General features: G+C 52.6%; 32 protein-coding genes. 30 read left to right on the forward strand and 2 right to left on the reverse strand.

Features of this window, described 5'->3' with window-relative positions; translation table 11 throughout:
• The first annotated feature begins 92 nt into the window (after window positions 1-92).
• From FOI68_RS16870 to FOI68_RS16890, 5 genes are all read left to right on the forward strand, one after another.
• Entirely contained in the window at window positions 93-425 is a 333-nt protein-coding gene (locus tag FOI68_RS16870; RefSeq protein WP_231558647.1) for a hypothetical protein, read from the forward strand.
• 29 nt (window positions 426-454) lie between these two features.
• Window positions 455-1,312, forward strand: a complete 858-nt coding sequence (locus FOI68_RS16875) for a DNA adenine methylase (protein ID WP_143863816.1) — start codon at window positions 455-457, stop codon at window positions 1,310-1,312.
• On the forward strand, window positions 1,293-1,763 hold the full coding sequence (locus FOI68_RS16880) for a hypothetical protein (protein WP_143863817.1): 471 nt from the start codon (window positions 1,293-1,295) through the stop codon (window positions 1,761-1,763). The genes FOI68_RS16875 and FOI68_RS16880 overlap by 20 nt, the downstream gene beginning before the upstream one ends.
• Window positions 1,764-2,186: 423 nt before the next feature.
• Window positions 2,187-2,978: an MmcB family DNA repair protein gene (locus FOI68_RS16885; protein WP_221935125.1), complete on the forward strand. Its 792-nt coding sequence runs from the start codon at window positions 2,187-2,189 to the stop codon at window positions 2,976-2,978.
• A 56-nt stretch (window positions 2,979-3,034) separates the two neighbouring features.
• Window positions 3,035-3,304, forward strand: coding sequence for a hypothetical protein (locus FOI68_RS16890; RefSeq protein WP_143863818.1), 270 nt, complete (start codon window positions 3,035-3,037; stop codon window positions 3,302-3,304).
• 61 nt (window positions 3,305-3,365) lie between these two features.
• Here the strand turns inward: FOI68_RS16890 and FOI68_RS16895 are convergent, their stop codons facing one another.
• Complete coding sequence (locus FOI68_RS16895) at window positions 3,366-3,899, reverse strand: cysteine hydrolase family protein (RefSeq protein ID WP_143863819.1); 534 nt, start codon at window positions 3,897-3,899, stop codon at window positions 3,366-3,368.
• A gap of 209 nt (window positions 3,900-4,108) precedes the next feature.
• Here FOI68_RS16895 and FOI68_RS16900 point away from each other — a divergent pair, with 209 nt between their 5' ends.
• The 3 genes from FOI68_RS16900 to FOI68_RS16915 all read left to right on the forward strand — a co-directional run bounded on the left by FOI68_RS16900 (window position 4,109) and on the right by FOI68_RS16915 (window position 5,393).
• A complete protein-coding gene (locus FOI68_RS16900) occupies window positions 4,109-4,315 on the forward strand; it encodes an XtrA/YqaO family protein (RefSeq protein WP_035295986.1) in 207 nt (68 codons plus the stop codon).
• 345 nt (window positions 4,316-4,660) lie between these two features.
• Window positions 4,661-5,167, forward strand: a complete 507-nt coding sequence (locus FOI68_RS16910) for a sigma-70 family RNA polymerase sigma factor (RefSeq protein WP_143863821.1) — start codon at window positions 4,661-4,663, stop codon at window positions 5,165-5,167.
• Window positions 5,168-5,204: 37 nt separating this feature from the next.
• Window positions 5,205-5,393 carry a hypothetical protein gene (locus FOI68_RS16915; protein ID WP_143863822.1) on the forward strand — a complete coding sequence of 63 codons (189 nt, stop codon included), beginning with the start codon at window positions 5,205-5,207 and terminating at the stop codon, window positions 5,391-5,393.
• Between the two features lie 150 nt (window positions 5,394-5,543).
• On the opposite strand, the gene FOI68_RS16920 is transcribed toward FOI68_RS16915, so the two are convergent.
• Window positions 5,544-6,008: a hypothetical protein gene (locus tag FOI68_RS16920; RefSeq protein WP_143863823.1), complete on the reverse strand. Its 465-nt coding sequence runs from the start codon at window positions 6,006-6,008 to the stop codon at window positions 5,544-5,546.
• A gap of 238 nt (window positions 6,009-6,246) precedes the next feature.
• On the opposite strand from FOI68_RS16920, the gene FOI68_RS16925 reads away from it, so the two are divergent.
• The 22 genes from FOI68_RS16925 (at window position 6,247) to FOI68_RS17030 (ending at window position 24,054) form a co-directional block, all read left to right on the forward strand.
• A complete protein-coding gene (locus tag FOI68_RS16925) occupies window positions 6,247-6,438 on the forward strand; it encodes a hypothetical protein (RefSeq protein WP_143863824.1) in 192 nt (63 codons plus the stop codon).
• A gap of 47 nt (window positions 6,439-6,485) precedes the next feature.
• The gene (locus FOI68_RS16930; RefSeq protein ID WP_143863825.1) at window positions 6,486-6,980 is read left to right on the forward strand and encodes a hypothetical protein; all 495 of its coding nucleotides are present in this window, start codon (window positions 6,486-6,488) and stop codon (window positions 6,978-6,980) included.
• Between the two features lie 220 nt (window positions 6,981-7,200).
• Window positions 7,201-8,496, forward strand: a complete 1,296-nt coding sequence (locus tag FOI68_RS16935) for a site-specific DNA-methyltransferase (protein WP_143863826.1) — start codon at window positions 7,201-7,203, stop codon at window positions 8,494-8,496.
• A gap of 136 nt (window positions 8,497-8,632) precedes the next feature.
• On the forward strand, window positions 8,633-8,890 hold the full coding sequence (locus FOI68_RS16940) for a hypothetical protein (protein ID WP_143863827.1): 258 nt from the start codon (window positions 8,633-8,635) through the stop codon (window positions 8,888-8,890).
• Window positions 8,891-8,896: 6 nt separating this feature from the next.
• Window positions 8,897-9,775, forward strand: coding sequence for a phage terminase small subunit-related protein (locus FOI68_RS16945; protein WP_143863828.1), 879 nt, complete (start codon window positions 8,897-8,899; stop codon window positions 9,773-9,775).
• Window positions 9,666-11,153: a phage terminase large subunit gene (gene terL / locus FOI68_RS16950; RefSeq protein ID WP_255433630.1), complete on the forward strand. Its 1,488-nt coding sequence runs from the start codon at window positions 9,666-9,668 to the stop codon at window positions 11,151-11,153. The genes FOI68_RS16945 and terL overlap by 110 nt, the downstream gene beginning before the upstream one ends.
• A gap of 3 nt (window positions 11,154-11,156) precedes the next feature.
• Window positions 11,157-12,629, forward strand: a complete 1,473-nt coding sequence (locus tag FOI68_RS16955) for a phage portal protein (RefSeq protein WP_143863829.1) — start codon at window positions 11,157-11,159, stop codon at window positions 12,627-12,629.
• Complete coding sequence (locus tag FOI68_RS16960; protein ID WP_143863830.1) at window positions 12,622-13,449, forward strand: phage minor head protein; 828 nt, start codon at window positions 12,622-12,624, stop codon at window positions 13,447-13,449. Before FOI68_RS16955 ends, FOI68_RS16960 begins: the two co-directional genes overlap by 8 nt.
• 22 nt (window positions 13,450-13,471) lie before the next feature.
• On the forward strand, window positions 13,472-14,737 hold the full coding sequence (locus FOI68_RS16965) for an XkdF-like putative serine protease domain-containing protein (RefSeq protein ID WP_143863831.1): 1,266 nt from the start codon (window positions 13,472-13,474) through the stop codon (window positions 14,735-14,737).
• A gap of 13 nt (window positions 14,738-14,750) precedes the next feature.
• Complete coding sequence (locus FOI68_RS16970) at window positions 14,751-15,689, forward strand: phage major capsid protein (protein ID WP_143863832.1); 939 nt, start codon at window positions 14,751-14,753, stop codon at window positions 15,687-15,689.
• Window positions 15,690-15,708: 19 nt separating this feature from the next.
• A complete protein-coding gene (locus FOI68_RS16975) occupies window positions 15,709-15,918 on the forward strand; it encodes a hypothetical protein (protein ID WP_143863833.1) in 210 nt (69 codons plus the stop codon).
• Window positions 15,884-16,264 (forward strand): head-tail connector protein, encoded by a 381-nt coding sequence (locus tag FOI68_RS16980; protein ID WP_143863834.1) that lies wholly within the window; start codon window positions 15,884-15,886, stop codon window positions 16,262-16,264. Before FOI68_RS16975 ends, FOI68_RS16980 begins: the two co-directional genes overlap by 35 nt.
• A gap of 155 nt (window positions 16,265-16,419) precedes the next feature.
• The gene (locus tag FOI68_RS24015; RefSeq protein ID WP_255433633.1) at window positions 16,420-16,590 is read left to right on the forward strand and encodes a hypothetical protein; all 171 of its coding nucleotides are present in this window, start codon (window positions 16,420-16,422) and stop codon (window positions 16,588-16,590) included.
• Window positions 16,587-17,069, forward strand: coding sequence for an HK97 gp10 family phage protein (locus FOI68_RS16990; RefSeq protein ID WP_143863836.1), 483 nt, complete (start codon window positions 16,587-16,589; stop codon window positions 17,067-17,069). Before FOI68_RS24015 ends, FOI68_RS16990 begins: the two co-directional genes overlap by 4 nt.
• Window positions 17,070-17,531, forward strand: a complete 462-nt coding sequence (locus tag FOI68_RS16995; RefSeq protein WP_143863837.1) for a hypothetical protein — start codon at window positions 17,070-17,072, stop codon at window positions 17,529-17,531.
• The gene (locus FOI68_RS17000; RefSeq protein WP_143863838.1) at window positions 17,531-17,725 is read left to right on the forward strand and encodes a hypothetical protein; all 195 of its coding nucleotides are present in this window, start codon (window positions 17,531-17,533) and stop codon (window positions 17,723-17,725) included. The genes FOI68_RS16995 and FOI68_RS17000 overlap by 1 nt, the downstream gene beginning before the upstream one ends.
• Before the next feature lie 2 nt (window positions 17,726-17,727).
• Window positions 17,728-19,065, forward strand: coding sequence for a phage tail sheath subtilisin-like domain-containing protein (locus tag FOI68_RS17005; protein WP_143863839.1), 1,338 nt, complete (start codon window positions 17,728-17,730; stop codon window positions 19,063-19,065).
• 3 nt (window positions 19,066-19,068) lie between these two features.
• Window positions 19,069-19,515, forward strand: a complete 447-nt coding sequence (locus FOI68_RS17010) for a hypothetical protein (RefSeq protein ID WP_143863840.1) — start codon at window positions 19,069-19,071, stop codon at window positions 19,513-19,515.
• 14 nt (window positions 19,516-19,529) lie between these two features.
• Window positions 19,530-19,961 (forward strand): phage tail assembly chaperone, encoded by a 432-nt coding sequence (locus tag FOI68_RS17015; protein ID WP_143863841.1) that lies wholly within the window; start codon window positions 19,530-19,532, stop codon window positions 19,959-19,961.
• A gap of 244 nt (window positions 19,962-20,205) precedes the next feature.
• On the forward strand, window positions 20,206-20,910 hold the full coding sequence (locus FOI68_RS17020) for a hypothetical protein (protein ID WP_143863842.1): 705 nt from the start codon (window positions 20,206-20,208) through the stop codon (window positions 20,908-20,910).
• Between the two features lie 52 nt (window positions 20,911-20,962).
• Window positions 20,963-23,464 (forward strand): hypothetical protein, encoded by a 2,502-nt coding sequence (locus tag FOI68_RS17025; RefSeq protein ID WP_143863843.1) that lies wholly within the window; start codon window positions 20,963-20,965, stop codon window positions 23,462-23,464.
• A complete protein-coding gene (locus FOI68_RS17030; RefSeq protein WP_143863844.1) occupies window positions 23,461-24,054 on the forward strand; it encodes a hypothetical protein in 594 nt (197 codons plus the stop codon). Before FOI68_RS17025 ends, FOI68_RS17030 begins: the two co-directional genes overlap by 4 nt.
• The last annotated feature ends 12 nt before the right edge of the window (window positions 24,055-24,066 follow it).

Consider the following 24,066-nt stretch of genomic DNA (forward strand, 5'->3'; position numbering starts at 1 on the left):
CCTGCCAGGGGACCGCGTAATAGAACGACTTTTCCATACGATCACGCTCCTATGAGCGGAGCATACCACGATACAAGCGAGGAGGAAAGACAGTGAACGGAATCAAGATTCAGGTACAAGAAGTCACCGACTTGGACATAGTGTTTGGTGGCCGGGCCATGGAGTTGCTGCCGCCATACAACGAAATCCCCGAAGAATTCAGGGATGGCCAAACAAAGTGGAACAAGCTCGTTTCAACCTGGTTTTTCTGCGGGCTGAAGAACTGTAAATGGGTGCCGAAAGAGGGGATTGATACTGGCAAGGCGCTCAGACACATAAAAGCCATCCTGGGGTCGTTTGAACCAAAGCACGAGCACAAAGAGGCCGGCTGCGCATATCTCCTGAGCGAATGGTTTGAAGACGTTACCTATGAGCGGGCGAAGTAACAGCATCAGCATGAGGGGAGGGTGGTCAGATGAAATACCCGCGGATATTGCACTATCCCGGCAGCAAGTGGAGCATGGCCGACTGGATCATCGAGCATATGCCGGAGCATGAAACGTACCTGGAGCCGTTTTTCGGCAGTGGCGCCGTCCTGTTCAACAAAGCTCCGTCGAAGATCGAAACGGTGAACGACCTGGACGGCCAAGTGGTAAACCTCTTCCGGGTAATCCGGGACCGGCCGGAGGAACTGGCGGAAAAAATCAGGTGGACGCCATACTCCCGGCAGGAGTATTACGAGAGCTACGAGCTAACTGGTGACGAGTTGGAGGACGCCCGGCGGTTCCTGATTCGCTGCTGGATGGCACGCGGAGCGAAGACAAGCGATAGAACTGGTTGGCGGCACATCATCGATACGAACGGACCATCTGTAACAAAATCGTGGGCGGAGGTTCCCGAGAAAATCCTCGCGGTAACGGAGCGACTTCGATATGTGCAGATTGAGCAACAACCGGCGTTACAACTGATTGAACGGCACAGGCGGTCCGACGTATTGATTTACGCCGATCCGCCGTACATCCTGGCAACGCGAAACAACCGGATGTACAAACACGAAATGACCGACGATGACCACCTCGAGCTGCTCGATGCTCTCGATGCCCATCCCGGGCCGGTGCTGCTCTCAGGGTATGCACACCCTTTGTACGATGAACGATTGCAGCATTGGCATCGGGAGACGAAAGTCGTCCAGGCAGAAGGCGGAAGAAGGCGAACGGAGGTCCTTTGGATCAATCCTGTAGCGATGAGCCAGATGGGGCAGCAGACGATCTTCTCGCTGCAGGGGTACAGCTCGGTTAGGTGGGGGGTAGGACATGTCTTGGACCTTAATTAATAAGGGTGATCACAGAGCGTTGCAGTTGGCGGACAGGCACTACACCCGCCAGAAGCCAGGCAGCAACCAGTTTTGCCGGCCGGGGAAGAACCTGGTCCTTCTCACGGAAGATGAAAAAGCGCTTTGGGTGACCTGGAACGGAATCCGGGATGATGGCTGGGACGCATGGGAATGTACCCTGTTCCGGAATGAGGGGGACTACCTCTCAAGCCACCTGATCGTGCTGGCGCTGGGTATCACGCGGCACCTTTGGGGAGAACCGCCGGCAGGTGGAATCATCACCTACGTAGGCGAGCACTTGCGAGGTGGATGTTTTCACGCAGCAGGATTCCGGAAAGCGGGCATGAGTAAGAGCGGCAAACTCCTGTTGCAGCTCTCCCCCAACCGGTTCCCTCCAGCGATGGAACCGGCTGAGGGTGGATTGTTCCGGCATGAAGTCATCATTGCGTGAGGTATTTAACACAATGTGTATCCAGTAAAGAAGCCGGCGACCGGATTGGCCCGGCTGCTCAATAAAGTCCTTCAAGTTATATACAGAAACAGGCTAAGTATTGCTATCACAGTGATTCCAAGGATAATCCAAAAAGCTATCATATTCCGCTTGGATAAAAAAACCAAAAGTAAATAGATAGCATAAAGAATTGTACTTCCTACACCGACAACAAAAACCATAAAGTGCCCTAAAAGTACAAGAAAACCACTCGGTTGATTCCACATGTAGATACTGAATCCAACCAAAATTAACCAAACAAAGGTACCGATAAGGTATGCCATATAGAACACCCTTTTTATTTGATAGTTTTATAAACCTTATCGGAAGTTACATTAACCAACTGAATAATGAACTTTTCACACTAGTTAGGGGGGAAAGAGCGTGTCCAGAAAAAACAACATCCGCGCCGATGAAATTAAGACGGCGCTATCCAAACGTCACACTGACGATCTTTTCCTCACTGAGGTAAAGACCGGAAAAACCTGGGACAACGATGAGTTGCTAAAGTTTGATGCATTCGCGATTAAAAGGAGCTGGGCGAAACCGCGCTTTACCGGATATGAGGTAAAAGTGAGCCGAAGCGACTTCCTGAACGACCAGAAGTGGCCGGGATATTTGCGGTATTGCCATTGTTTCAGCTTCGTTTGCCCTAAAGGGCTGATCCAGCCGGAGGAACTTGCCGATGAAGTCGGGTTGATCTGGTACTATCCTGACACCGGAGCGCTGGTAACAAAACGCCCGGCCAAATATCGTCTGATTGAAATATCCGCAGACCTCCTGTATTACATCCTGCTTTCTCGGATTGAATCTGACCGCCACCCGTTTTTCAGTAGCCACAGGGAAGAGATCGAAGCATACGTCAAAGACAAGCAAACTCGCCTCAACCTAGCGCGCGAGTTCAAGGGCAAACTGTTCGATGAGATCGCAGCATTGCGAGAAAAGGTCCGCGAATTGGAGTCAGAACTTAGATTTGGCGGAACAAAACACGAGCAGCTTGAAAAAATCAAGGAAGCAGCAGAAAAGGCAGGGATCGAAACGCGGTATATATGGTGGCCGAACAATGTGGTGAAGATGCTGGAGAACAGCATCCACCCGGACATATTGCACGCGGTCGAGCGAATCAAAAGAGAGGCGGACGAGATTCAGAAGCTTGCGAAAGTGAGCGGAAAATAGGAGCAGTCGACCACGGCTGCTCCCGGATACACTCCGGTAAAGGAGGCAAGACCGATATGAGACTGACCGAAAAGCAGAAGTCCGTGCTGCTGGCACTGACCAATGGGTGGCAGACGCCGGCGCAGATCGCCCAAAAGGTAGCAGCTAACGCGGGAGGGGGAATAAGCTACCGCGCATCATACGTCAACCAGCCCCTCAAGGCATTGATGCGCGAGGGGTTGACTGAGAAGAAACCTGATGTACGGGGGCAGTACTGCCTGACTCCGGGCGGCGCGGCTATCAAAGACAAGGTGAAATTCGGTCCTGAACGCTCACTGGAAGAGTGATTTAACACGCCGGTAATTAATGAAAGAGTTGCCCTTGTGAGAAACAAGGGCAATCGAGGCATTAAATAAATAAGCTCTTAGATTCTTTAACTAAGATTTGATTATTCGGTGTACCAAAACCATCTAGGATTGAATTATGGTGGGCGATTATTTGATCAGCCTTTAGAAATTCTCCGTCAAATGTGGAGTGACAATCTTTAACAAGTGTTACATCGTAGCCTATTGAAACAGCTCGCCTGCACGTTGTGTCAATGCAGTATTCAGTTTGCAAGCCAACAATGACGAGGTGGTTGATTCCTTTAGTTTCAAGTTCATTTTGTAAACTCGTTTGGAAAAATGAATCACATGCGGTTTTACGTATGATTGGTTCATTATCGGCTGGAACAATTGAAGGGTGTAATAGCCAGCTTGGAGTCCCTTCTTCAAAGGGGCCACCTACTTTTCCGGTATGCTGTACATGAAGAACGGGGATTTCTAAAACACGGGCTCTAGACAATAAATTTGCTATCCGTTTAACAATTTCATTACCTTGATAAGCATGTTCAATAAGGAAAACTTGTACATCCACGATTAGTAGTGCCGTTTTATTACTCATGTGATAACCCCCCTTCGCTTATATAAAACTCAAGAATAATTATAGGAGATGTGAAGGTTTTTGCCAACATATGGAAACATATGTTTTTAGCTTGATTTGATCATTTGACACAATATTTCAGCAGTAAAAACAAAAGCCCCCTGCCGGGAGCCAAAGAAAACTTCGCCAAGAAAATTATACCACGGGCAATCCGCGAGGGGGAATGGAAGATGAGCACACGAGCCAAGGAACTAAAAATCGATATACAAACAATGACGATCACGGTCCCAGTGGGAAAAGAGCCGGCCATGATCCTGGTGGATCCGAAACAAGGAAAAGCCAAGTTCGTACCACTGGTGCCACACGGCGAAACCGTGGTAAAATCAAGTCAGGGAAAGATTGCCAAGGTAGATTATCGAGAGAGCGAATTATTTTAATACTTGCCTGATACCGAGATACGGGAGGGCGTCAGAACGATCACCCAATATGGGTGTGTTCTGGCGTCCTCTTTTATTTTGCCGGAAAAAGGAGGACAAGCCGTGGCAAAGGTCAGGGACATTTTGGAGTACAAGCAGAGGAAAGAGAAAGAGCCGATCAGTTTTGCTGAGCACCTGGATTGTGCAAGGAAACGGCTGCAGCAACAGCGGCCGCGGGCACGCGGGAAACCGGCAGATGTTCTGACGTTTGACGAGGTGCGGCGCCTAATGGGGGACGTCGGGCCGCGACGGTTCCTCAAAGATCGGGGTAACAGACGCAAATAGTCGTATTGGGGAGGGGTTCTCATGCAGGATTTGCTGAAGGAGTACAAAGAGACACGCAGACAGTTGAAACGGGCATACGAGGCCCGCAGAGAAGGCGAGAAGGTACTGGATAACCAGGCGATTACTGAGAGGCAGCTCCTGTCGGAGATGATCGGCGACGTGGAGTATGTGATCGAGTGGTTGGAGACCGGCCGGCGTCCGGGGAACCGAAGGGGAATTGAGCGGCGCGCTACTCAACAGCGGGTACGGCTTATGGACCCGATCCGAATGCAGGCGTTCGTCGCTCGTAGCACGGCCGGCAGTCCGGCAAACTTGACGGAGTGGGAACGGCAGCAGATTGAGGACGCGTTGTGCGTACTGAGCGAGAGGGAGAGAGAATGCTATGTATTGGCTCACGGAGAGTGTTTCTCGTATGAAGCCATTGCCGATATGTTAGGAATCAGCAAAAGCAGCGTGGCCACGCACATCAAGCGTGCGCAGGCGAAAATATCTGAGCGACTGATGAACAGCTTATTCCTTGTGGGATAAGCTGTTTTTGTCGATATAAGGGGTGGAGGGTGATCTTATGGCATTAGATTTAAGTGCAAATGCGCCGTGGATAACGACTGCGGCGGTTAAGTTGGGGGTATTTGCAGTAGGGATTGCTGTTGCCCTGGCGTTGGTAAACACGCTGACGCCAAGGTGGATGCGGGGAATTTTGAGCGCCGCCGTCATGTTGGGAGGAATCTACCTGTTTTCTCTGTGGCTGAGTTGAAAAAGCACGATTTTTGTCACACGAAAGCCACCTATAAGTGAAAGGAGCTTTTTCTTTCGCGAGAACCCCTTCCTTACCGCCTCGGAAACGAGGCGGAATTTTAAAAATAACACAGTCTGACCCAAGGTCAGACTGTATTTACCATCATGTTTAAATCGGATTAGGCATCGTGAGATACCGATATGCTTTCGTGAAAATGGTTACATTGTGAGATTCGATTTTTACATTTTGAATGCTGTCAGAGTATTCACTAGGGTTTTGGAGCATCGAATTAATGCGTTTCAGTATTCCTTCGCGCTCTATATTTAAGGTTACCTCGTCACCTTCTTTGAGAAGAGGAAAATCTGAAGCATCCACCTCATAAACTTTGTCGCCCATAAATCCAGTTACGTCTTTAACGGTTACTGTTGCTGTACCCCATTGAGCAGATGTGACTGTTCCTTTCGCTTTTGACGTGAACGTATCATTAACAATTGGGGCTGCGATGGAAGCGACGAAGACTAATACTATGCTGTATATGACTAACTCTCCGAAGAAATACACATTTCTTCGAAAAAATGCGAAGTACAGAGCGAATCCACAAAGGACTAGTATTAAGGTAATGATCTCTATCATAATCTCACCTCCTTTCGATCTATATAACGTATATCAATGGGAAAAGTTTCATGATTTCGACAAAAATTTTCAGGAAAATAGAAAGGATGTAAGACAACGCTATAAGAATTAGCCATTAATGGTATTAGGTCGGATGGTGCGTGGCGTGGTCTCCTGCCGAAGAAAGTGGAGCAATTAGTCAAAAAGTAACAGGAAACACCTTCCTTGTGTCGAATATTGGCATTAAGGAGGTGTCTAAATGATTACGGTATCGTTGATTTTTAAAGATCAAGTCATCGAAAATGATTTCACGGAAGCAGAAACGATTAATTTTATTGAACGCATTGTCATGCAAAAAGCCAACAATGCAAAATTGAATTTTTATGATCCGGAGGGAAAAAGTTTCACTAAAGAGTCACAAGAGTTAAAATCGATAGAAATTAAATTCTAACTAAGGCACCCACGCGGTGCTTTTTTCATGGAAGTGGGTGACGTGTAGTGCGCCAATTCGTCGACCCGGAAACGGGGGAGGTATTCTACGAGGAGCAAATCCTTCGGCGCCCGGACGAGATCGTCAAAGTGTTCCGGCCTGCCGGTCGCAGCGCAAAATTCGTGAAGATCAAAGCCAGCCAGAAGGCAAAGAGACGGCTCAGAAAGCTGTCACTCGCCGAGGCTGGTTTTTTGTTGAAGATCGCGCCATATGCCAGTGAGGGAACCAATCTCCTGCTGGGGGACAACGAGCGCGGACAGAAAGGCGTGCCGCTCACGATCAAGGAGTTGGCTCGGATCGCTGACTGCTCATATTCGCAGGCGCGGAAGATCGTCAGGACGTTCATCGAGCAGCGAATTCTCCGGTGGACCGACATTGCCGGCAGGACGGCGTTGGCAATCAACCCGCTGTATTCCCTCAATGGGAAGGAGGCGGAGAGCGGCCTGCTGCAGTTGTTCAGGCAGGAGATTACAGAAGCCGGCGAAGACCCGAATTCTGAATAGGGGGTTGCCAGAAACCAAGAGGCCGCGAAACCTTGTGGCTCTAAGGCTCAACCCCGTTTTTGGCAGTGATACGAAACGTATACTTTTTGGGGGAAAAAGTGATACGCTCGTAGCGCTCAAAAAATGGCCTTCAAGCCTTGCGGGGCAAGGGATTCAGCCGTTTTGGGGCTGGCAATATTCTTTATTCTTATATCTATCGCCACGGAGGGGAGAAAACAGCATGGATATACGAAAAATCCCCGTTTCGATGATCAACCCGGCGCCCTACCATCCGAAAGTAGACCTGCAGCCGGGAGATCCCGAGTACGAAAAGCTGAAACGGTCCATCGAGGAGTTTGGCTACGTCGAACCACTCGTCTGGAACGAACGGACCGGGAACCTCGTAGGTGGTCATCAGCGGTACAAAATCCTCGTCAATGAGCAGGGAGCCACAGAAGTAGAGGTTTCGGTAGTTGACCTGGACGAAACCAGGGAGAAGGCTCTCAATCTTGCCCTGAACAAAATCAGGGGCGATTGGGACGAGGAGAAGCTGGCCCAGGTGCTGGCTGAGTTGCAGGAGAGCGATCTGGACGTCACGCTTACCGGTTTCGACCAAGAGGAAATCATGGAGCTGCTTTCTGAGTACCAGAACATCGAAGTGGAAGAACCAGTCCAGGACGATGGATTCGACGTCGAGAAGGCGCTGGACGAGATCAAGGAACCGGAGACCAGGTACGGGGACATTTGGCGGCTTGGCAGACATGTTCTCATGTGTGGCGACTCTACAAACAAGCAGGATGTACATCGACTGATGGACGGGCAGAAGGCCGCGCTTGTCGTGACCGATCCGCCTTACAATGTCGCGTTTGAAAGTGACTCGGCGGAGTTAGCTGCGGATGGGCGGGGGAGCATCCTCAATGACGACATGACGCTGGAACAGTTCGTCGCTTTCCTGGACGCTGTGTTTGCCAACTACTCGTCCATCATGGACCTGAAAGCGGCCATCTACGTCTTCCACCCTTCCCTTTACCAGCGGGAATTTGAGAATGCCATGAATAAAGCCGGAATCGTCGTTCGTACTCAGTGCATTTGGGTGAAGAACGCGGCCAGCTTTGGTTTTGCGCAGTACAAATACAAGCATGAGCCAGTGTTCTACGCTCATCTGAAAGGGAAGGTACCTGCGTGGTACGGTGATCGGAAGCAGACGACGGTATGGCGGGCAGGACTACCAGGGGAACAACGGGAGCCGGAAACGGTATGGGAAGTGTCCCGCGGTGACGTGAGCAAGTACGTTCATCCGACACAGAAGCCGCTTGATTTGTTGGCCATACCGATCGGGAACAGCAGCCAAAAGGGCGACGTCGTCGTTGATCTGTTCGGTGGCAGCGGATCCACCCTCATGACTTGCGAGCAGATGGGACGTATCTGCAGGACCATGGAGCTGGATCCGAAATTCTGCGACGTCATTAAGCGGCGCTTCTATGAGGCGACCGGAATCGAACCGGTGCTTGTCAGCAGACAGCAAGAAGCCGCATAAAAAGCAAAAGGAGGACGCTGCAACGTCCCCCTATGCACCCGGGACACCCCCGGCTGAGATAGCGAAACCCTGCGGCCGCAGATTCCTCGACTCGCTATCTCGTTTTCCATTTTACCGGAAAGCCGAGGGTGTCTCAATGAAAAATACAAACACGCGTTCTGGTTCTGTTGAACAAGAGTTGGACCTCCTTGAAGGGATGATCGAGTCAAAGAACAGATACCGGAAAATCATCCAGGCGGCTATCGCCAAATGGGTGAGGGACTTCCAGGATGGGGTCATCCAAATCAGAACCGTGGAAGACCTTCGAACGCTGATCCAAATTGATATGGAGTTGCAAAAAGGATTGCGCGCCGACCAACAACGGCAAAAGAACCGAATGCGCGGAGGTGGGTGAGATGTAGTGGCACGTGCAAGAGATCCCAAACGTGACCAGGCGTACGAACTGTGGAAGCAAAGTGGCGGGACCGCGAAGCTAAAGGATATTGCCGACCAGCTCGGTGTTTCTGAGGGAACCGTTCGAGGATGGAAAAACAAGGACCAGTGGGAAGAGCGGTTAAACGGAACGTTCCAATCAACGGAACGGAACGCTCCGAAAAATACGGAACGCTCCAATGGAACGGAACGGAGCGATCCCCATGTCTCGTGGGCGGAAATCGAAAATGAATACGTCACGGACATACGGCGGAAACCCTGTACTCTCAAGGAGTTGGCTGAGAAGTATGGCGTCCCGTTGCAGACAGTGAAGGAGTACGCGGCTCGGAACCAGTGGACCGAGAAGAGAAACCAGCACCGTACCAACGTCATACAAAAAACCGCCGAGAAAACAGCCGAACTGGTCAGCTCCGACATCGCCCGCGTAACCGCCCGTCACCTTCGGTTGTCAGACAAGCTGTTGGCCGTGATTGAGGAAGCACTGCAGGACGAGAAGCAGTTCTATCGGTACGTGGAGAAGATTCGAACCGGTTACGGCCCTGGTGAGTTTGACGAAAAGGTCCAGGTTGAGGTACTGGATTCATTGAACGAGGCAAAGCTTCTGAACACCGTCGCTGCAATGGAAAAGCTCCAGAAGATGCAGCGGCAAACGCTTGGCATTCTGGACGAGAAAGACCGGCGGAAGCTGGAGATCGACGAACGAAAGAACACCAACGAGATAAGGCAGGTGGAGAAGGATGGCGAGCGACAGGATGTTGTCAGAGAACTCATCAACATCCCTGACATTGCCGCCTTGGTTCGAAATAATTTCCGACGACGAATTAGAGAGGGAACTGGCGAAGAGTAAGCTCTCTTTCTTTTTGGAGTACGAGAGTCATGGCATTTGGCAGTCTGCCAGGCACCTGGAACTGCTCTGCTCCAAGTTGGAGGCCGTAGAGCGCGGCGAAATCAAACGCCTAATGGTATTCATGCCGCCGCGGCACGGGAAGTCCGAAGTCTCGACCAAGAAGTTCCCCGCGTGGTTTCTCGGCCGAAACCCCGACAAAGAGGTAATCATCAGCTCGTATGCAGCCGATCTGGCTTATGACTTCTCCCGCATCGCCCGAAACACGTTGAAAGAGTGGGGGCCGGTGCTGTGGGGGGTGGAAATCGCCAAGGACAACGCCGGCGTCGAGCGGTGGGGTATCGAGGGCACCCGCGGCGGATTGACGGCGGCCGGTGTCGGTGGTCCAATCACAGGCCGCGGTGCTCATGTGGCGATCATCGACGACCCGTTCAAAAACTGGGAAGAAGCGGCCAGTCCGACCATCAGGGAGAACGTCTGGAACTGGTACCGATCAACCCTGCGTACTCGTCTCGCTCCGGGCGGCGCAATCATCCTCATTATGACGCGCTGGCACGAGGATGACCTTGCGGGACGGCTGCTCGAAGAGATGAAGCGCGGCACTGGTGAGGATTGGGAAGTGCTATCGCTGCCGGCAGTTGCCGAGGACGAAAAGGATGCACTCGGTCGGGAACCGGGACAGGTTCTCTGGCCAGAACGTTTCAGCGAGAAAGAATACGAGGACACCAAGAAGGCTGTTGGGAGCAAGTTGTGGGCAAGCATGTACCAGCAGAGGCCGGCGCCGGATGAGGGTGGCATCTTCAAACGGCGGTGGTGGAAATTCTACCGGCAACAACCGGCGCGATTTGACGAGGTCATTCAGTCGTGGGACTGCACGTTCAAAGATGCCCAGTCCTCCGACTATGTTGTTGGACAGGTGTGGGGGCGCCTTGGGGCTGATAAGTACCTGCTTGATCAGGTTCGAGACCGTATGGACTTTCCCACCACGCTGCAGGCGATTCGAACGATGACCGCAAAATGGCCGCAGGCAAGAGCCAAACTCGTCGAGGACAAGGCGAACGGCCCGGCTGTAATCGCAACGCTGAAACGAGAGATCAGCGGGCTGATTGCGGTGGAACCGGAGGGAGGTAAGGTCGTTCGTGCGCAGGCGGTGTCTCCTGACGTGGAGGCCGGTAACGTGTACTTGCCAGACCCAAGTGTCGCACCGTGGATTCATGACTTCATCGAGGAGACGGTAGCCTTTCCGAACGGAGCCAATGACGACCAGGTGGATGCGATGACGCAGGCGTTGAATCGATTCGCAAAAGGTGATGTGAAGCCCAAAATCAACACCGAACGCCGCAGTGTCACCGAGCGGGTAAGCATTACGGAAAGGAGGTAGAGCATGGCAAACGAGATGACTGTCAGGATTTTTAAAGAGACGAGTATTTCGGCCGGCGAGACAAAGCAGATTCCCGATAGCTTCAGCGGCGATTATGACGGTCTTGTGGAGCCGGATTATTCGCCGGCCCAGTTGAAGGCTGTCGTCAGCCAGAGTAACATCCTGCCGCAATGCATTGAGGCATACGCGACGAACGTCGCAGATTTCGGCATTCAGATCGAGTATGACGAGCGAGTAAACGTCAACGACGAGAAGCAGAAGAAGCTGGCCGATGAGGAATGGGCGCGGCTGGAGGAGTTTCTTGAAGTGATGAACCCTTTGACATCGCCGCAGGAGATCGTCAAGCACGTCGTCCGCGAACTGGAGCAGACAGGCAGCGCCTATTTGGAGGTAGCCTGGGCAGAAACAGCCGATACCCCAACCATCTATCCCGCCGACAGCGAGTATATTCGGGCGGCGAAGGAGACGGCCAGCGAAACCGTTCGATTGCCGTATCTCACGAAGACCGGGGAAATTAAGTTCATCGAAATGCCGGTGCGGACACGGAAGTATGCTCAAAAGCGCACGACGGACAAAGTTTTTTTCGAACAGTTTCTGCCGCTAGCACGACCGGGAAGCTCTCAAATCCTTCACATCAAGCTGAACGATGCCACAAGCATCTACGGCGAGCCGAGGTGGATCGGGAATATCCCAGGAATTCTTGGTACGCGCATGGCAGAGGAGTTGAACCTGAAATACTTCAAGAAGGGCAAGAAAATTCCGGTAGCCGTCGTAGCCGAGGGAGGAACGGCCACCAAGGAGTCGGTCGAACAGATAAAGGCTGCGTCCAATCCAGAAAACGACGGATCGTGGATGCTGCTGGAGTTCATCGGCACCGAGGTCATGATGGGCGACGACATGAAAGTGACAAAGCCAACGGTTCGCTTCGAGAAGCTGCAGGACGTTCTGCAGCAAGACGGTCTGTTCCAGGATTACGACCTGAAGCAGCGCGAAAAGGCCCTCTCGCAGTTCCGTCTGCCGCCTATCTACGTGGGATTGAGCCAGGACTATACCAGGGCCACAGCCGACACAGCCCGCCGCATTACAGAGGAGCAGGTTTTTGTTCCATACCGGCGTTGGCTGGCCGACAAGATCTTTAACAAGGCGCTGCTGCCGGCAATTGGCATTCACCGGGTGAAAGTGAAATTGCGTGGCCCAGAGATCACCGATCCGGATGAGCGTACCGCTCTGCTGAACTACCTGGCCGACCGTGGTGTCCTGCTCGTACGTGACCTGATTCCGATTGCAGAAAGCGTGTTGGGCGTCACCATCGAGGAATCGCGGTACGAATCGGGGTATTTGGATACGCCTGTTGCCAAACTGTTGGCATCGATGCCATCTGATGATCTGCTGGGCTTGGGGAATGACCCGCAGGAGCAAGTAGCCACCATTGCCAAACGTCTGTTGCGCGAAACGAGGGACCGACACCATGTGTGATCAGTGCCTGTACCTTATCGCCAAAGCGGATGACGACGACTTTCTGGACAGCCTTGACCTGAACCACGCCGAGCGCGCGCTGCTGGAGAAGTTGTACAAAGAAGGCGAGGAGTCTATCGCTGACATCCTGGAGTTACAGGGGAAGGCGCTGGACGAGGCGATCCAGGAACTGAGCGACGAGCTGTCAGTCGATGAAAAAGAGCTGTGGAAGGTCATTCTGCAGGTCCAGGCCGGCGAGTTCTTCCAAGAGAAGTTCGAACAGGCCGTATACAACGCCTTCATGCCGCTGTTCCATCTTGCTGGGGAGTCGGAGGCGGTCGGGATCAATGAGGCGGCCAAGTGGGAGCAGGAGAACAAAGCGGCCGCCAAGTTTGCGCAGCGGCTGAAAAAACTGGTCCCCGCGATGAACGAAACATCCGCCGACCATATGCTCCGCGCCTTCAAGCGTGCGATCGAAAAAGGCAAAACTCCATCGGAACGCGCAACGCTCGTCAAAGAGGTCAGCAAGCAGGCAGCCAAAGGCGAGGAGGGGCCGTTCAGTATGAACCGGGCCGTCACCATTTCCAGAACGCTGTCCACCGCAGCCGCCAATGGCGGAAAGCTGGAGGGATGGAAGCAGTCCGGGTTGGTTAAAAGGAAGCGCTGGCGGGCAGCCAACAACAAGCGGACCCGTAAAGATCACCGGGAGGCCAACGGCCAAACGGTTGATATTGACAAACCGTTCAGAGTAGGAGGTGAAAAGCTTATGTACCCAGGCGATCCGGCGGGAAGCGCCAAGCAAATCGTAAAATGCCGCTGCACCATGCAGGCGGTTTTCTGATGGAAAGGAGGTGAACAAGCATATGCCGTTTGAACTGAAAGACGCGAAGATCACACACATTTCGTTGGTTGACAAAGGCGCCAACGGCCGGCCTTTCGCGATCATCAAAGAAGAGGGCAAGGAGCCGGTACAGAAAAGCATTGTTATCGCCAAGGCAGACAAAACGAAGCAGATCGTCTACGGTGTGGTTTACGAGCCGGATGTCGTGGACGCACACGGCGACTTCATGACAGCCGAGGAGATCGAGAAAGCAGCCCACGCCTTCATGGAAAGCCAGCATACTCACAACATCGACAAGCAGCACGACTTGGAGGCCGACGAGGGTTACGTGGTCGAATCGTACATCGCACCGGTCGATATGCAGCTCGGGGACCAGACAATCAAGAAAGGCTCCTGGGTGGCCGGCGTGAAGGTGACCAACGCCGAGACATGGGTGGCCATCGAGAAAGGTGAGATCACCGGATTCTCTATGTGGGGAATTGGAAAACGGGTGAAAGTTGAAGATGCCCCTTCAGATACCGACAGGGTAGAGAAGGGGCTTTTGCATGCGATTAAAAAGGCGTTGCAGGAGTTTTTGCCTGCGGCGAAGCCTACGCCCATCGCGAAGGCTGTCCAGTCTTTTAAAAGTCGCATAGCGGCAAGGGACGTTCGTGACAAGTGGTATGACGCCCAGTGGGCGTTCACCGATACCATGCGCGAGATTCTGGACGACCCTGAAATCACCGACAAAGCCGAGGCTATCGGGAAGACCATTGATGAGTACAAGACAGTCGCCGTCACTCTAGCCGCTCAGTGGCCTGTTGACAGTGAAGTTGTGAAGTCGGATGGGTACCAAGAGCGCTTGGAAGCTGTAAGGAAGGCAGGGAAGGTACTCTCATCAGCAAATCTGCAGGCCGTTGAGGATGCTATCGCTGCGCTTACAGCATTGCGTGACAAAGCCAAACCGAAGGAGGAAGACGACGTGAAAGCAGAAGACATCGAAAAGGCCGTGAAGGCGGCCATGGAGCCAATCACGAAGCAACTGAAAGACCTGCAGACGGAGGTTGCGGAACTGAAGAAGGCAGAAGGCGCCGGGGATGACGCAAACAATGGCAGTACCGATCCGGCTGCCGAAGCAGTGACGCAAGCCGTACAAAAGGCTCTGGAACCGATCGTCAAGCAGGTGAAGGACCTGTCTGATGACGTGCAACTGATGAAGAACGCCCGAGCTGCAAGCCAGCAGCCTGGCGACACAACGATCACCAAGTCGAACGAGCCGTCCTACATGAGGCTCTTTCGTGGACAATAAGGAGGGATAACAGATGACTGCAAACGCTGCATTGCTGAATGAATTTGAAACGACCATTGCCAAGTCGGTGGACCTGATTTTGCCGCACAACGACGCCGAACAGTTTTTGGTAGATACGTTGAAAAAGGCAACCACTCTCCCGAAGCTGCCGGCGCAGTACAAAAAGACACCGACAGGTAAACTTGATAAATTGACGGTGCAAAGCCGGAAAATTCGCCTGCACACAGGAGCAGAGAATCCGGCTGGTACTGGAGGGGTTGGTCAAACCCAGATCGATTACGCGGTCAAGAAAGTATTTTGGGACGAGTGGATCAAAAACGATGATGTTTGGTATAGCGATCAGTCCCGGGGCGAGAACACGGAGGCCAAAATCATCAACCTGGTACAGGAGCAGTTCGGGGTTGACCTGCAGGATCTCCTGTTCAACGGCGATACTGCCGCAAAGCTCTCGGATGGTACGACACCTGATCCGTTCCTGTCGATTCTGGACGGATTCGTCAAAAAAATGAAGGCATCTACGTTGAAGACGGACCTGGCCGACAACGAACCGACCATCGACGACTTTGTGAATCACACGCTGCTGCTTGACGAAAAATACTTGAACCAGCCGGACTTGACCTGGTTTATGCCGAGGCGTACGTATCAGAAACTGGTGGGACTGATCCAGAAGAGACAAACTGCACTCGGTGATGTCACGCTGGTCAATGGGAAACTCACGGAGATCGCTGGCTACCCGATCGAGGTGGTTCAGGCGCTGCAGACCGGTTTCGTGGCACTCACGCCAATGAGAAACCTTGTCCCGGTATTTACCCGTGATCTGCGCTACAAGCGGACGGCAGAAGGTGCAACGGCTGCGGTAAAAGACTCCACATACAACATCATTTTCGCCTATGCCGATGCGGTGGTGTTGGAGACGGAAGCTGTTGCGTGGATGACCGGTTCCAAACTGTAAAGAAAGGGAGAAATGAGCGATGGCAAAAATCAAATATAAGCACGATAAAGGCGCTCTGCACATTGGCGGCGGGCGCTTTTTCCATGCCGGCGAAATCTACGAAGTGACCGACGAAGATGCCAAACGTTTGACTGAAACGTATGGCGACCTCGAAATCGTCGAGGAGAAGAAGGCTGGCCGAGGAGGCGGACGCCATGCTGACGCCGGAGAAGGTAAAGCAGCAGAGTAGCACGCGGGCCGTTCAGGACATGACACCTGAGCGGCTTTCTTATCTCATCGACGAGGCCAAAATCCGCATTGAACTGTTCACAGCCAGGCCGTTCGTAGACGATGACAGTCGCCTGGAGGTGGCCCATTTTCGGCTGGTAGAGGCCATGGCCCTGACGGACAACGACGAAACGCTGGGCGCAGAAGCCCGCGGTATCACCTCCGAGTCCGATCAGGGCTACTCCTGGTCGATCGAGCGGGCGACGATCACAACCGGCAGCACGCTGGTTGATTCTCTGCTGCGCCAGTGGATGGCCTTTACGACGGAGGCCAGCGGCAGCGGAAACATTCGGGCGATGCTGCTATGATCCATCGGATGAACGATCAGATCGTTGTGAAACGAACGGGAACGGCGCTGGATGAGCGCAACAGGGTAGTTCCAGTGGAATTACCCTCTCAGACAATAATGGGGTGCATACGGGCCGTAGAATCGTCCTGGCAACGCCCTGCGAGTGCCGATCCGGTGACGTGGGAGTACAAGGCGTCCCTCGGCTTCCGTTTGGGCGAGGATGTACGAAAGGATGACGTTCTGGAGATTCCAGGTCGGGGGGAGTTTGTGGTCGTTGACGTAATCCGCGGCCGGCGTTTCCTGTCCGTAGTCGCCATTCAGGAGAAACGGGGGGCGGAGCAGTGAATTTTGCTGAGTTCCAGAAAAAGATGGAGCGGCTAAACAGAGACATGCCCAGAATCATGGAACGGATTGTGTACCAACTTGGCGAGGAACTGCTGAACCACGTCATCGACGAGATCAACAGACAGGACCTGATTGACACCGGGTCCATGTGGCAGTCCTTTGCTCAGGGCGGCGAGGGTAACGTCTGGGAGTTTGACGCAGACCGAAATACCCTGACGCTTGAAGTCGGCTCAAATCTGACTCACGCGGAGCTTGTGAACGAAGGCTACACGATCAATCACCGTTACTTTGTACCGGGCTACTGGAACAGCGTAGGCAAGTTCATTTACGACCCGAATGCCAAGGGCGGCTTTATGGTTCGGCCACGCTCCTTCATCGGCCGGCACTACTTTGACATCGCGTTAGAGGAATTCCAGGGCGGCATGCAGGCGCTGATCGAAAAACTGCTGCAGGCAGAGTTGGAAAGGATGGTGAGGTAAATGGACCGAGCGTTGTCGTGCATCATCGATCTGGTGAACGAAGCATACCCAAACCTCGCCATTCTTGACAGCTTGGATGTGTGGCTGGCCGGCAAATTTCAACCGCCTGTCGCCTTCATCCAGACGCAGGAAGTAACGGAAAAGGGCAACACTCTGACGTCGTACAAAGTCATCTCAGACGCCGGGATCGTGTTGCACCATCCAAAGGTGAAGGTCGGAGGCCATGAGGTTTACGAGCCGATCTCTACCGAATCCCTACGACAGCTCCTGCGAAGAGAGCGGTACAGCTACCGTGGGAAAACGGACGGACTGTTCATCAACATCGACAGCACAACCTTCCGCGTCCGGACCGACAAAAAAGACCGGACCGAAATTACCTTCCGATTCGAGTACACTGTCCCGATTCCGAAGGCAACGGTTGAGAAGATCAACACATTTGAAGTCGAGGAGGATTGGTCCTAGTGGCAACACGGAAAGACAAAAGCAGTGAGGCTCCTGACGTCAAACGAACAAAGCAGGAGTGGATTGAGAGCGCCGCCAGTTTGAACGCACAGCGGTTCGAAGTGGCCGGCGCTCTTTTTGATGTGAAAGACGATCAACCGGTGGCCGAGAGCGAAGTAAAGCGTCGGCTCACCAAGTACAAAGGCGGTGAGTAATCATGACCATCCAACGTGAACGGCCGGGTGTGAGGGTCGAACTGATCGCGAAAGCTCAGGAGCGCGTGCTGCCAAAAAGCGGCGTTGTTCTCGTTCCCTATCAAGCGGAATGGGGCGCACCTGATACGACCGTACGAATGACCAGCTATGACGAACGGATCGCGGAGACATTCGGAGAGCTGGACGTCATCGAACTTGCTGCAGAGGGCGGCGCCACCATTCTGGGCTACCGGATGACGAACGGCAACGCGCAGTCGGCGTCCTATACACAACCGGATGCCATCAAAATCGAAGCGCGCTACCCTGGCGAAAAAGGAAACGAACTGAAAATCGCCATCGCGCCATCTACTGCGGAGCCCGGCAAAAAGGAACTGCAGGTCAAAGGCCCGATCAAAACGGAGAGGTTTTCGTTTGCTGACGCTGCCGAGTTGGTAGGCAAGACAAGCCAATCGGTTTATATCCGCGTGTCCAAGTTGGGGGATACAGCGATCACTGATGTGGCCGAAACTTCGTTGACTGGAGGGACGTCCGGGACAGCGACGCTGACGGCAACCGACTTCACCACGTTGTTCAACGCAATCTCCGGGTCCGACTTTGACGCGCTCTACCTGCCCTCGGATGACCCGGCAATCCAGGCAGCAGCCAAGCAGTTCATGAAGGACCGGCGAACGCTGAACAAAAAGCTCAGCACCCTGGTGATCGGCGGTCCGGCAGCGGATGACGCCAACATGACGAAGCACACGGAGCGCTCTGTCTCCATGAACGCACGGTACGTCGTTAACTGCGCTATAGCCGGGCAACACAACAACGGCAAGGATTACGACAGCCTGCAGTGGGCAGCCTGGGTCGCTGGGATGATTGCTGCGACACCGGCTCACGAATCCATGACAGCGGTGGTTGTCCCGATGAAAAAGGCGCGGAAGGATTGGGGCCATACCGAAATCCTCCAGGCGCTGTCGACTGGTACCCTGATTGCTACCCGTGACGGTGACGTGTACATCATTGAAAGTGCGGTCAATACCCTGTCAACTCTGGGGCCAAACGAGCGGGAAGACTACGGCAAAATTCGTGTATCCATGACGCTCGACCAGATCGTGAACGACATCCAGACTGTCGGCAAGAAGTACAAGGGGAAACTGAACAACAACGAAATCGGCGCCGCGACGTTTGTCGGAGCTGTCAAAGCGTACCTGGAGGAACGCGAGCGGCAAGGCGCGATTGAGAGCGGATGGGTGTTCGAAGACAAGAAAAACGGAGTTGGCGATCGCCGCGGGTTCCGCCTGGCAGCCAAGCCACTTGATGCCATCGAATACTTCGACGTCGATTGGGAGGTGCTGTAGTAGATGCAACGTGACATTAAGCTGAAAAACTGCCAAGTCTATGATGAAAACGGCGATCCGATCGAAGGGACGTTGGAAGGCCGATTTGTTCTCCGAACCAACTATGGCGAAGTTTACCGCCTGCAAAAAGGGGCGGTGCAAACCGTCAACGACTGGTACGTAGAGGTAACGCTGCGCCTCACTTCTGCCAACGCAGCCCTCAAATACTTCTGCGTCGAGCAACTGACCAAAGGCAAAACGCCGATCCTGCCTATGCTGATCGGAGAAACGTTGGACAAAGAGGCCGACAATTCCGAACTGGTTCGTATCTCGGACATCTACCTCAACCCTGAAGAGTTAACGTTGTGGGAAGCCAAAGCGGAAGGCAATGATAATGCATCGTACGAGATTAGAGGACGCAGCAACAAGGTACCCGACTTCTTGGAAAAACTGCCTGAATACGTCGAATAGGAGGAAGATAAATCATGAGCAAACTGGAGAAATATTTGGCGAAAGCACAAGAACCGGTACAGCGCCGTACCGGAACCGTAACCATCGACGGCGAAGAATGGTCGGTGCGGGAACTGACGCTGAGCGAAAACCGTCAAGCCTACAAACTGGCTGAAGATGCCAACGGCAGATTCGACGTGTTTCGGTACAATGACATCCGCATTGTAAAAGCAACGGAACACGACTTCCCCTGGAACAACCAGGAGCTGCTGAAAGCGTACAAAGCAAAGGATAAGTTCGACCTGCCCGTGAGGCTGTTCGAGCGAAATCCCGAAGGGTACCAGGCGCTGCTGGACAAGGTGAACGAAGTGAACGCAAGGGTGAAAAGCGAGCAGGAGGTGGTGGATGAGCTAAAAAACTCATCCGAACCGACGGAGAAGCAAGCCACCTCTGCCGAGCATTCCTAATGGGCAGGGGAAAGCCGTCGGAGATTGTCGAGTACGAAGTGGATCCGTACATGCAAAAGCTATTCATCATCGCGTGCCAAGAGATAGAGCTGGAAGAGATGGAGAAGGCGCAACAGTAGCTTTCTCCCTTCTCCCGAGCGGGTGACGGTTGGGGAGAAGTCGAATTGTGTCGTTTGTTCCCGAATTGTTTGCACTGACTTGAAAAATGAGGTGGGGTAGAATGGTGGACGAGGAGGAATAGATTATGCCAATTTTCTTGTATTGGACAATTTATATTTTACTAATTTTACTTATCGCAAGTGGAATTGTCGGCATTATAAAACCAAGCTGGGTTAATAGGCCAGGACAAAAACCCCAATCAAGAAAGTCAATAACCTTGAAAACGGCAATTTTATTGATTATTTTCGTAGTGTTTTCCACCATTGTTACGCCAGAAAGGAAAAGTGACGAATCAGTAGGCACTGTGGCAGTTGCGTCAATAACAGATGATGAGTTAGCCAGATTTACCAAATATGCGCATGATATTAAAGGTGGCCCATTTGTTAAAAGTGCCGAAATTACTGGAAATGAGGCAAGAATTACCTACTACTCGGACTCTGAATTTGAAGATTACAAGAAAGCTAATCCTAAAAGTGTTGTGACAAAAGAGCAAATGATAGGTTATTGGACCTCAGGAGATGCAATAAACAAGAATCTTATGAGTGAACCCGTAAGACTCTTGAGGGAATTCCCTTGGTTGGCCAAAGTTAGCATGACTCTGACACTACAGGGCAAAACATATTCGGTAGAAATGGATCGTAAAACGGTATCAGACTACTTTGGAATCGATCTTGAAGAGTTAAATGCAGATAGAAGTTTTGAACTTTGGAATAAAAAATTCGTTGATCCATTTGTCTATACAAAAGAAGAACGTCAAAAATTTGCTGACAAATTTATAAAAGTTCAATAAAAATGTGGCACCCATAAGGGGTGCCATTTAGGTTTTGGTAAGGGGTGAGAACATGGCTTCAGTTGTAGGGATAACCGCATATTTGCAAGCAAAGAACCAAATGTCTCCGCAACTGCATGACGTAGTCAAAATGACCCGGAATGCAGCCAAAGAAATGCAACAGCTCGATAATGCGACACAAGAAATGATCAAAGAAATGCGCAAGATCAAACAGGCTGCGGAACAGAATGAGCGAGCATTTAAGCGAGAGATCGACCAAATGCAACGTGAAATCCAAGACCTGAGACGTCAATTAGGAGTATTAGACTCAACAAGAGCCAATCCTAAGGTGAGCATTGATGATCAAGCTCGCCGAGAGATAGCGGCTATCAGGCAGGAAGTTAAAGCGCTTGACGGAGCAAAAGCTAAGGTTCAAATTGAAGCAGCACAGGCGGGCAGTGGAGGAGAACTTGCTGCAGGCGGGGTCATAGGTGGAATGGCAGCCTACGCAGGGGCTGGCTATATCGAACAGTTATCCATGGAGACGCAAGCTAACGCCAGGCGTGCATTGCTCGGAAATACACCTGAAGAGTTGCTTCAATTCCAAAGGCAAGCTCAAGACTTGTCTATGATAAATCCAAATGTGGACCGAACTTATATCAAAGACTTGATGACACAAGCGACCAGATTCGATCCAGAGAACGGCGCGGAGATTACCAAACAGGCGCTGCAACTCAACGCGATTCGGCCAGACCTAGGCGGTGTTGAAGAATATCAAAAGACGATCTTTGCTATGAGGCAGGCTTGGAAAGATGTAACCGACATCGGGCGATTCGGGGACACTCTCGCAGAGATCGCGAACACCACAACAGACATTCGCGGAGAGGCATTGGACTCCATCGTGGAGTACTCAACCCAGGTCACCAAGTTTCTTGACACACCGGAAAAGCTGGCTGCCCTTGTGAAAGAGATGAACAATCTATGGTCGATTGACAAAGGATTCGACGCGCTGAAAGAGGCAACGATTAAACTGGATAACCAAGGGGATATGGTAAACGTTCTGAAAACTGCTTACGAGGCACAAGGGATGGATTCCGAGGCAGCCCAGAAAAAGGCCGAACAAGAATCGAAAACAATTGCCCAAGCGATTCACTCCGACAGCGTGGCGGAAAACCAGTTTGCTGTTGCTGCGTTGCTTCAAACCTTCGGTGGGATACAAGACCAGAAGGTACGGCAGGAATTGTTGAATGAATTGGGCGCCGGTCCTGGCGAAGATATTGCCAAGGCGTTCGCCCCCTTGTTGCAGGCTGCTGGCCGTATCGGTATGGCTGATGCCAGCCAATTCAACTATCGAGGTAGGTTGGAACAGTCATACAAAACGTATCAAGCGAGCGATCCGCTTCGGGGGTTTATTGAAGCGAAGACCATGTTTGCAAATGAGTTGATAGGGCTAGGAACTGTAATTGCTCAAGAGGTCAGTCCGATTATAAAAGGCTTAGGCATAGTGGTTAAAGGCACAAAGGAAGCTTTTGATGCAATGCCGACATGGTTAGCTTTACCTACGCTAGGCGCCATGTTGGGTTTAGCCACAGTCGGCCTTTGGAAATTCAAAGTGGCATTGTCAGCTGCAACTGAAGCAGCGGTACGACGCCGTCTTGGTGGCGACATTCCCGACATCGACATACCTGACAAGGATGACAAGAGGGCGAGAGGCGGTAAAGGTGGCCGCGGCGGCAAACGCAGTTGGTGGAATCCACTTAGCTGGGGCAGGAAAGAAGAAATTCCCGAGCGCAAGTGGTTAACATCTGAAGAAGCTGCCAAAAAGGCGCTGGGTGGTGCGGTACCGGAAGAAGTAACGAAAGCATCCAAGAGCGGTGTGCTTGAACGTCTCAAAGGGCTAGGAGGCATGCTGCCCAAAGGAGATACCGTTGCATCTGGGCTGAAAAGTGCATGGGAAGGTGTGAAGTCTTTGGGAGGTGGTCTCGTGAAAAGACTCCCTCTCATCGGAACCGCTATTGGAGCTGGCCAGATCCTCATGGCAGATAACAAACTTGAAACGGCCGGGAAGGTCGGCGCTGAAGCTCTCGGTGGATGGGGCGGCGCGGCAGCGGGCGCTGCGATCGGTTCTGCCGTACCAGTGATCGGCACCGCAGTCGGTGGCATAATCGGCGGTATCGCCGGGGCGCTTGGAGGCGGCGCGCTGTTCGACAAAGTGAAAGCCTGGTGGAGCGACGCTCCGGCCACGCCGCCACCCCCATCCAAGCCCGGAATGATAAAGCCGATCCCACGGGAAGAACTGGACAAGTTGCGGCCGGCGCCGCCCGTAGCGGGACCGCCCATTCCCCCTGTTTCACCGGTTGGAAAGATGGCTGAGAAGCCGAAACTTGTATCTGTGACGGTCTCGTCGATACCCATCACCTTGAAGGCGGAGGGGGTTCTTCAGGATGTGGCCGGCATGCTCCGACTGCTCCGTGACCCCGCCGTAAGTAACGAGGTGAAGCGAATCGTCGAAAAAGCGTTCATTGACGCACTGGAAACCCGCGGCGGTGTCGCTGGAGGAGGTGCCCCTGCATGATTCGCCTGCAAGGTAAGTACCGCCTGACGTTCCCCGTCACCCCGGGCGAGATCGAATTCCGTGGGTACGGGAACGACATCGAGAGTACAACCTCGATCAATCTCCTGACGAATAACCGGATTTCGGGCCGCCGGCCGAAGTCTATCGCTTTTGAGTTTGTACTGCCGGGTGACATCGAGGCGCCTTACATCGAAGTGGAAGGCTATCAGGGACCGCGCGCCTGGCTAGCCGGTCTGGATCGCCTGACAGGGGCAGAGGCGCTTCTGACCATCGACGAACTCAACCTCGCCTGGAACGTCCTCGTCGGCCCATGCGACGGCCGGTTCGTCGGAAAAAACGTAGACTACCACGGCACAATTGAGCTCCCCCTCTTTGTTAAAGAGGAGTTCGTTGAATGGTCCAATCAAAAACAGTTACTTTCTCCGGCGAAAGTAGTCGCCAAGCAGCAGAAAGCGCGGCCCAACACCAGTGGGAAAACAGCTAAAAAGAACAGCAGTTCGAAGTCGCTGGTTGATCCAGCCATCCAGCAGATTCAACGCGACCGAATCGAACGGAAGCTTGCCAGTGTAAATCGGGCAATCGGTACGTGAGGTGATTACCGC

The sequence above is a fragment of the Brevibacillus sp. LEMMJ03 genome (assembly GCF_007197875.1).
In the GTDB taxonomy this organism is placed as follows: domain Bacteria; phylum Bacillota; class Bacilli; order Brevibacillales; family Brevibacillaceae; genus Brevibacillus; species Brevibacillus thermoruber.

Bases quoted from the DNA above. Each gene is read 5' to 3' on its own strand.
- terL (WP_255433630.1), top strand. From the start codon at position 9,666: ATGGCGAGCGACAGGATGTTGTCAGAGAACTCATCAACATCCCTGACA.
- FOI68_RS16940 (WP_143863827.1), top strand. From the start codon at position 8,633: ATGAAAAATACAAACACGCGTTCTGGTTCTGTTGAACAAGAGTTGGAC.
- FOI68_RS16955 (WP_143863829.1), top strand. From the start codon at position 11,157: ATGGCAAACGAGATGACTGTCAGGATTTTTAAAGAGACGAGTATTTCG.
- FOI68_RS16880 (WP_143863817.1), top strand. From the start codon at position 1,293: ATGTCTTGGACCTTAATTAATAAGGGTGATCACAGAGCGTTGCAGTTG.
- FOI68_RS17030 (WP_143863844.1), top strand. From the start codon at position 23,461: ATGATTCGCCTGCAAGGTAAGTACCGCCTGACGTTCCCCGTCACCCCG.
- FOI68_RS16900 (WP_035295986.1), top strand. From the start codon at position 4,109: ATGAGCACACGAGCCAAGGAACTAAAAATCGATATACAAACAATGACG.
- FOI68_RS16925 (WP_143863824.1), top strand. From the start codon at position 6,247: ATGATTACGGTATCGTTGATTTTTAAAGATCAAGTCATCGAAAATGAT.
- FOI68_RS16895 (WP_143863819.1), bottom strand. From the start codon at position 3,899: ATGAGTAATAAAACGGCACTACTAATCGTGGATGTACAAGTTTTCCTT.
- FOI68_RS16980 (WP_143863834.1), top strand. From the start codon at position 15,884: ATGCTGACGCCGGAGAAGGTAAAGCAGCAGAGTAGCACGCGGGCCGTT.
- FOI68_RS16875 (WP_143863816.1), top strand. From the start codon at position 455: ATGAAATACCCGCGGATATTGCACTATCCCGGCAGCAAGTGGAGCATG.
- FOI68_RS17020 (WP_143863842.1), top strand. From the start codon at position 20,206: ATGCCAATTTTCTTGTATTGGACAATTTATATTTTACTAATTTTACTT.
- FOI68_RS16910 (WP_143863821.1), top strand. From the start codon at position 4,661: ATGCAGGATTTGCTGAAGGAGTACAAAGAGACACGCAGACAGTTGAAA.
- FOI68_RS16935 (WP_143863826.1), top strand. From the start codon at position 7,201: ATGGATATACGAAAAATCCCCGTTTCGATGATCAACCCGGCGCCCTAC.
- FOI68_RS16920 (WP_143863823.1), bottom strand. From the start codon at position 6,008: ATGATAGAGATCATTACCTTAATACTAGTCCTTTGTGGATTCGCTCTG.
- FOI68_RS16975 (WP_143863833.1), top strand. From the start codon at position 15,709: ATGGCAAAAATCAAATATAAGCACGATAAAGGCGCTCTGCACATTGGC.
- FOI68_RS16970 (WP_143863832.1), top strand. From the start codon at position 14,751: ATGACTGCAAACGCTGCATTGCTGAATGAATTTGAAACGACCATTGCC.
- FOI68_RS16890 (WP_143863818.1), top strand. From the start codon at position 3,035: ATGAGACTGACCGAAAAGCAGAAGTCCGTGCTGCTGGCACTGACCAAT.
- FOI68_RS16960 (WP_143863830.1), top strand. From the start codon at position 12,622: ATGTGTGATCAGTGCCTGTACCTTATCGCCAAAGCGGATGACGACGAC.
- FOI68_RS17015 (WP_143863841.1), top strand. From the start codon at position 19,530: ATGAGCAAACTGGAGAAATATTTGGCGAAAGCACAAGAACCGGTACAG.
- FOI68_RS16965 (WP_143863831.1), top strand. From the start codon at position 13,472: ATGCCGTTTGAACTGAAAGACGCGAAGATCACACACATTTCGTTGGTT.
- FOI68_RS17010 (WP_143863840.1), top strand. From the start codon at position 19,069: ATGCAACGTGACATTAAGCTGAAAAACTGCCAAGTCTATGATGAAAAC.
- FOI68_RS17005 (WP_143863839.1), top strand. From the start codon at position 17,728: ATGACCATCCAACGTGAACGGCCGGGTGTGAGGGTCGAACTGATCGCG.
- FOI68_RS16995 (WP_143863837.1), top strand. From the start codon at position 17,070: ATGGACCGAGCGTTGTCGTGCATCATCGATCTGGTGAACGAAGCATAC.
- FOI68_RS16915 (WP_143863822.1), top strand. From the start codon at position 5,205: ATGGCATTAGATTTAAGTGCAAATGCGCCGTGGATAACGACTGCGGCG.
- FOI68_RS17025 (WP_143863843.1), top strand. From the start codon at position 20,963: ATGGCTTCAGTTGTAGGGATAACCGCATATTTGCAAGCAAAGAACCAA.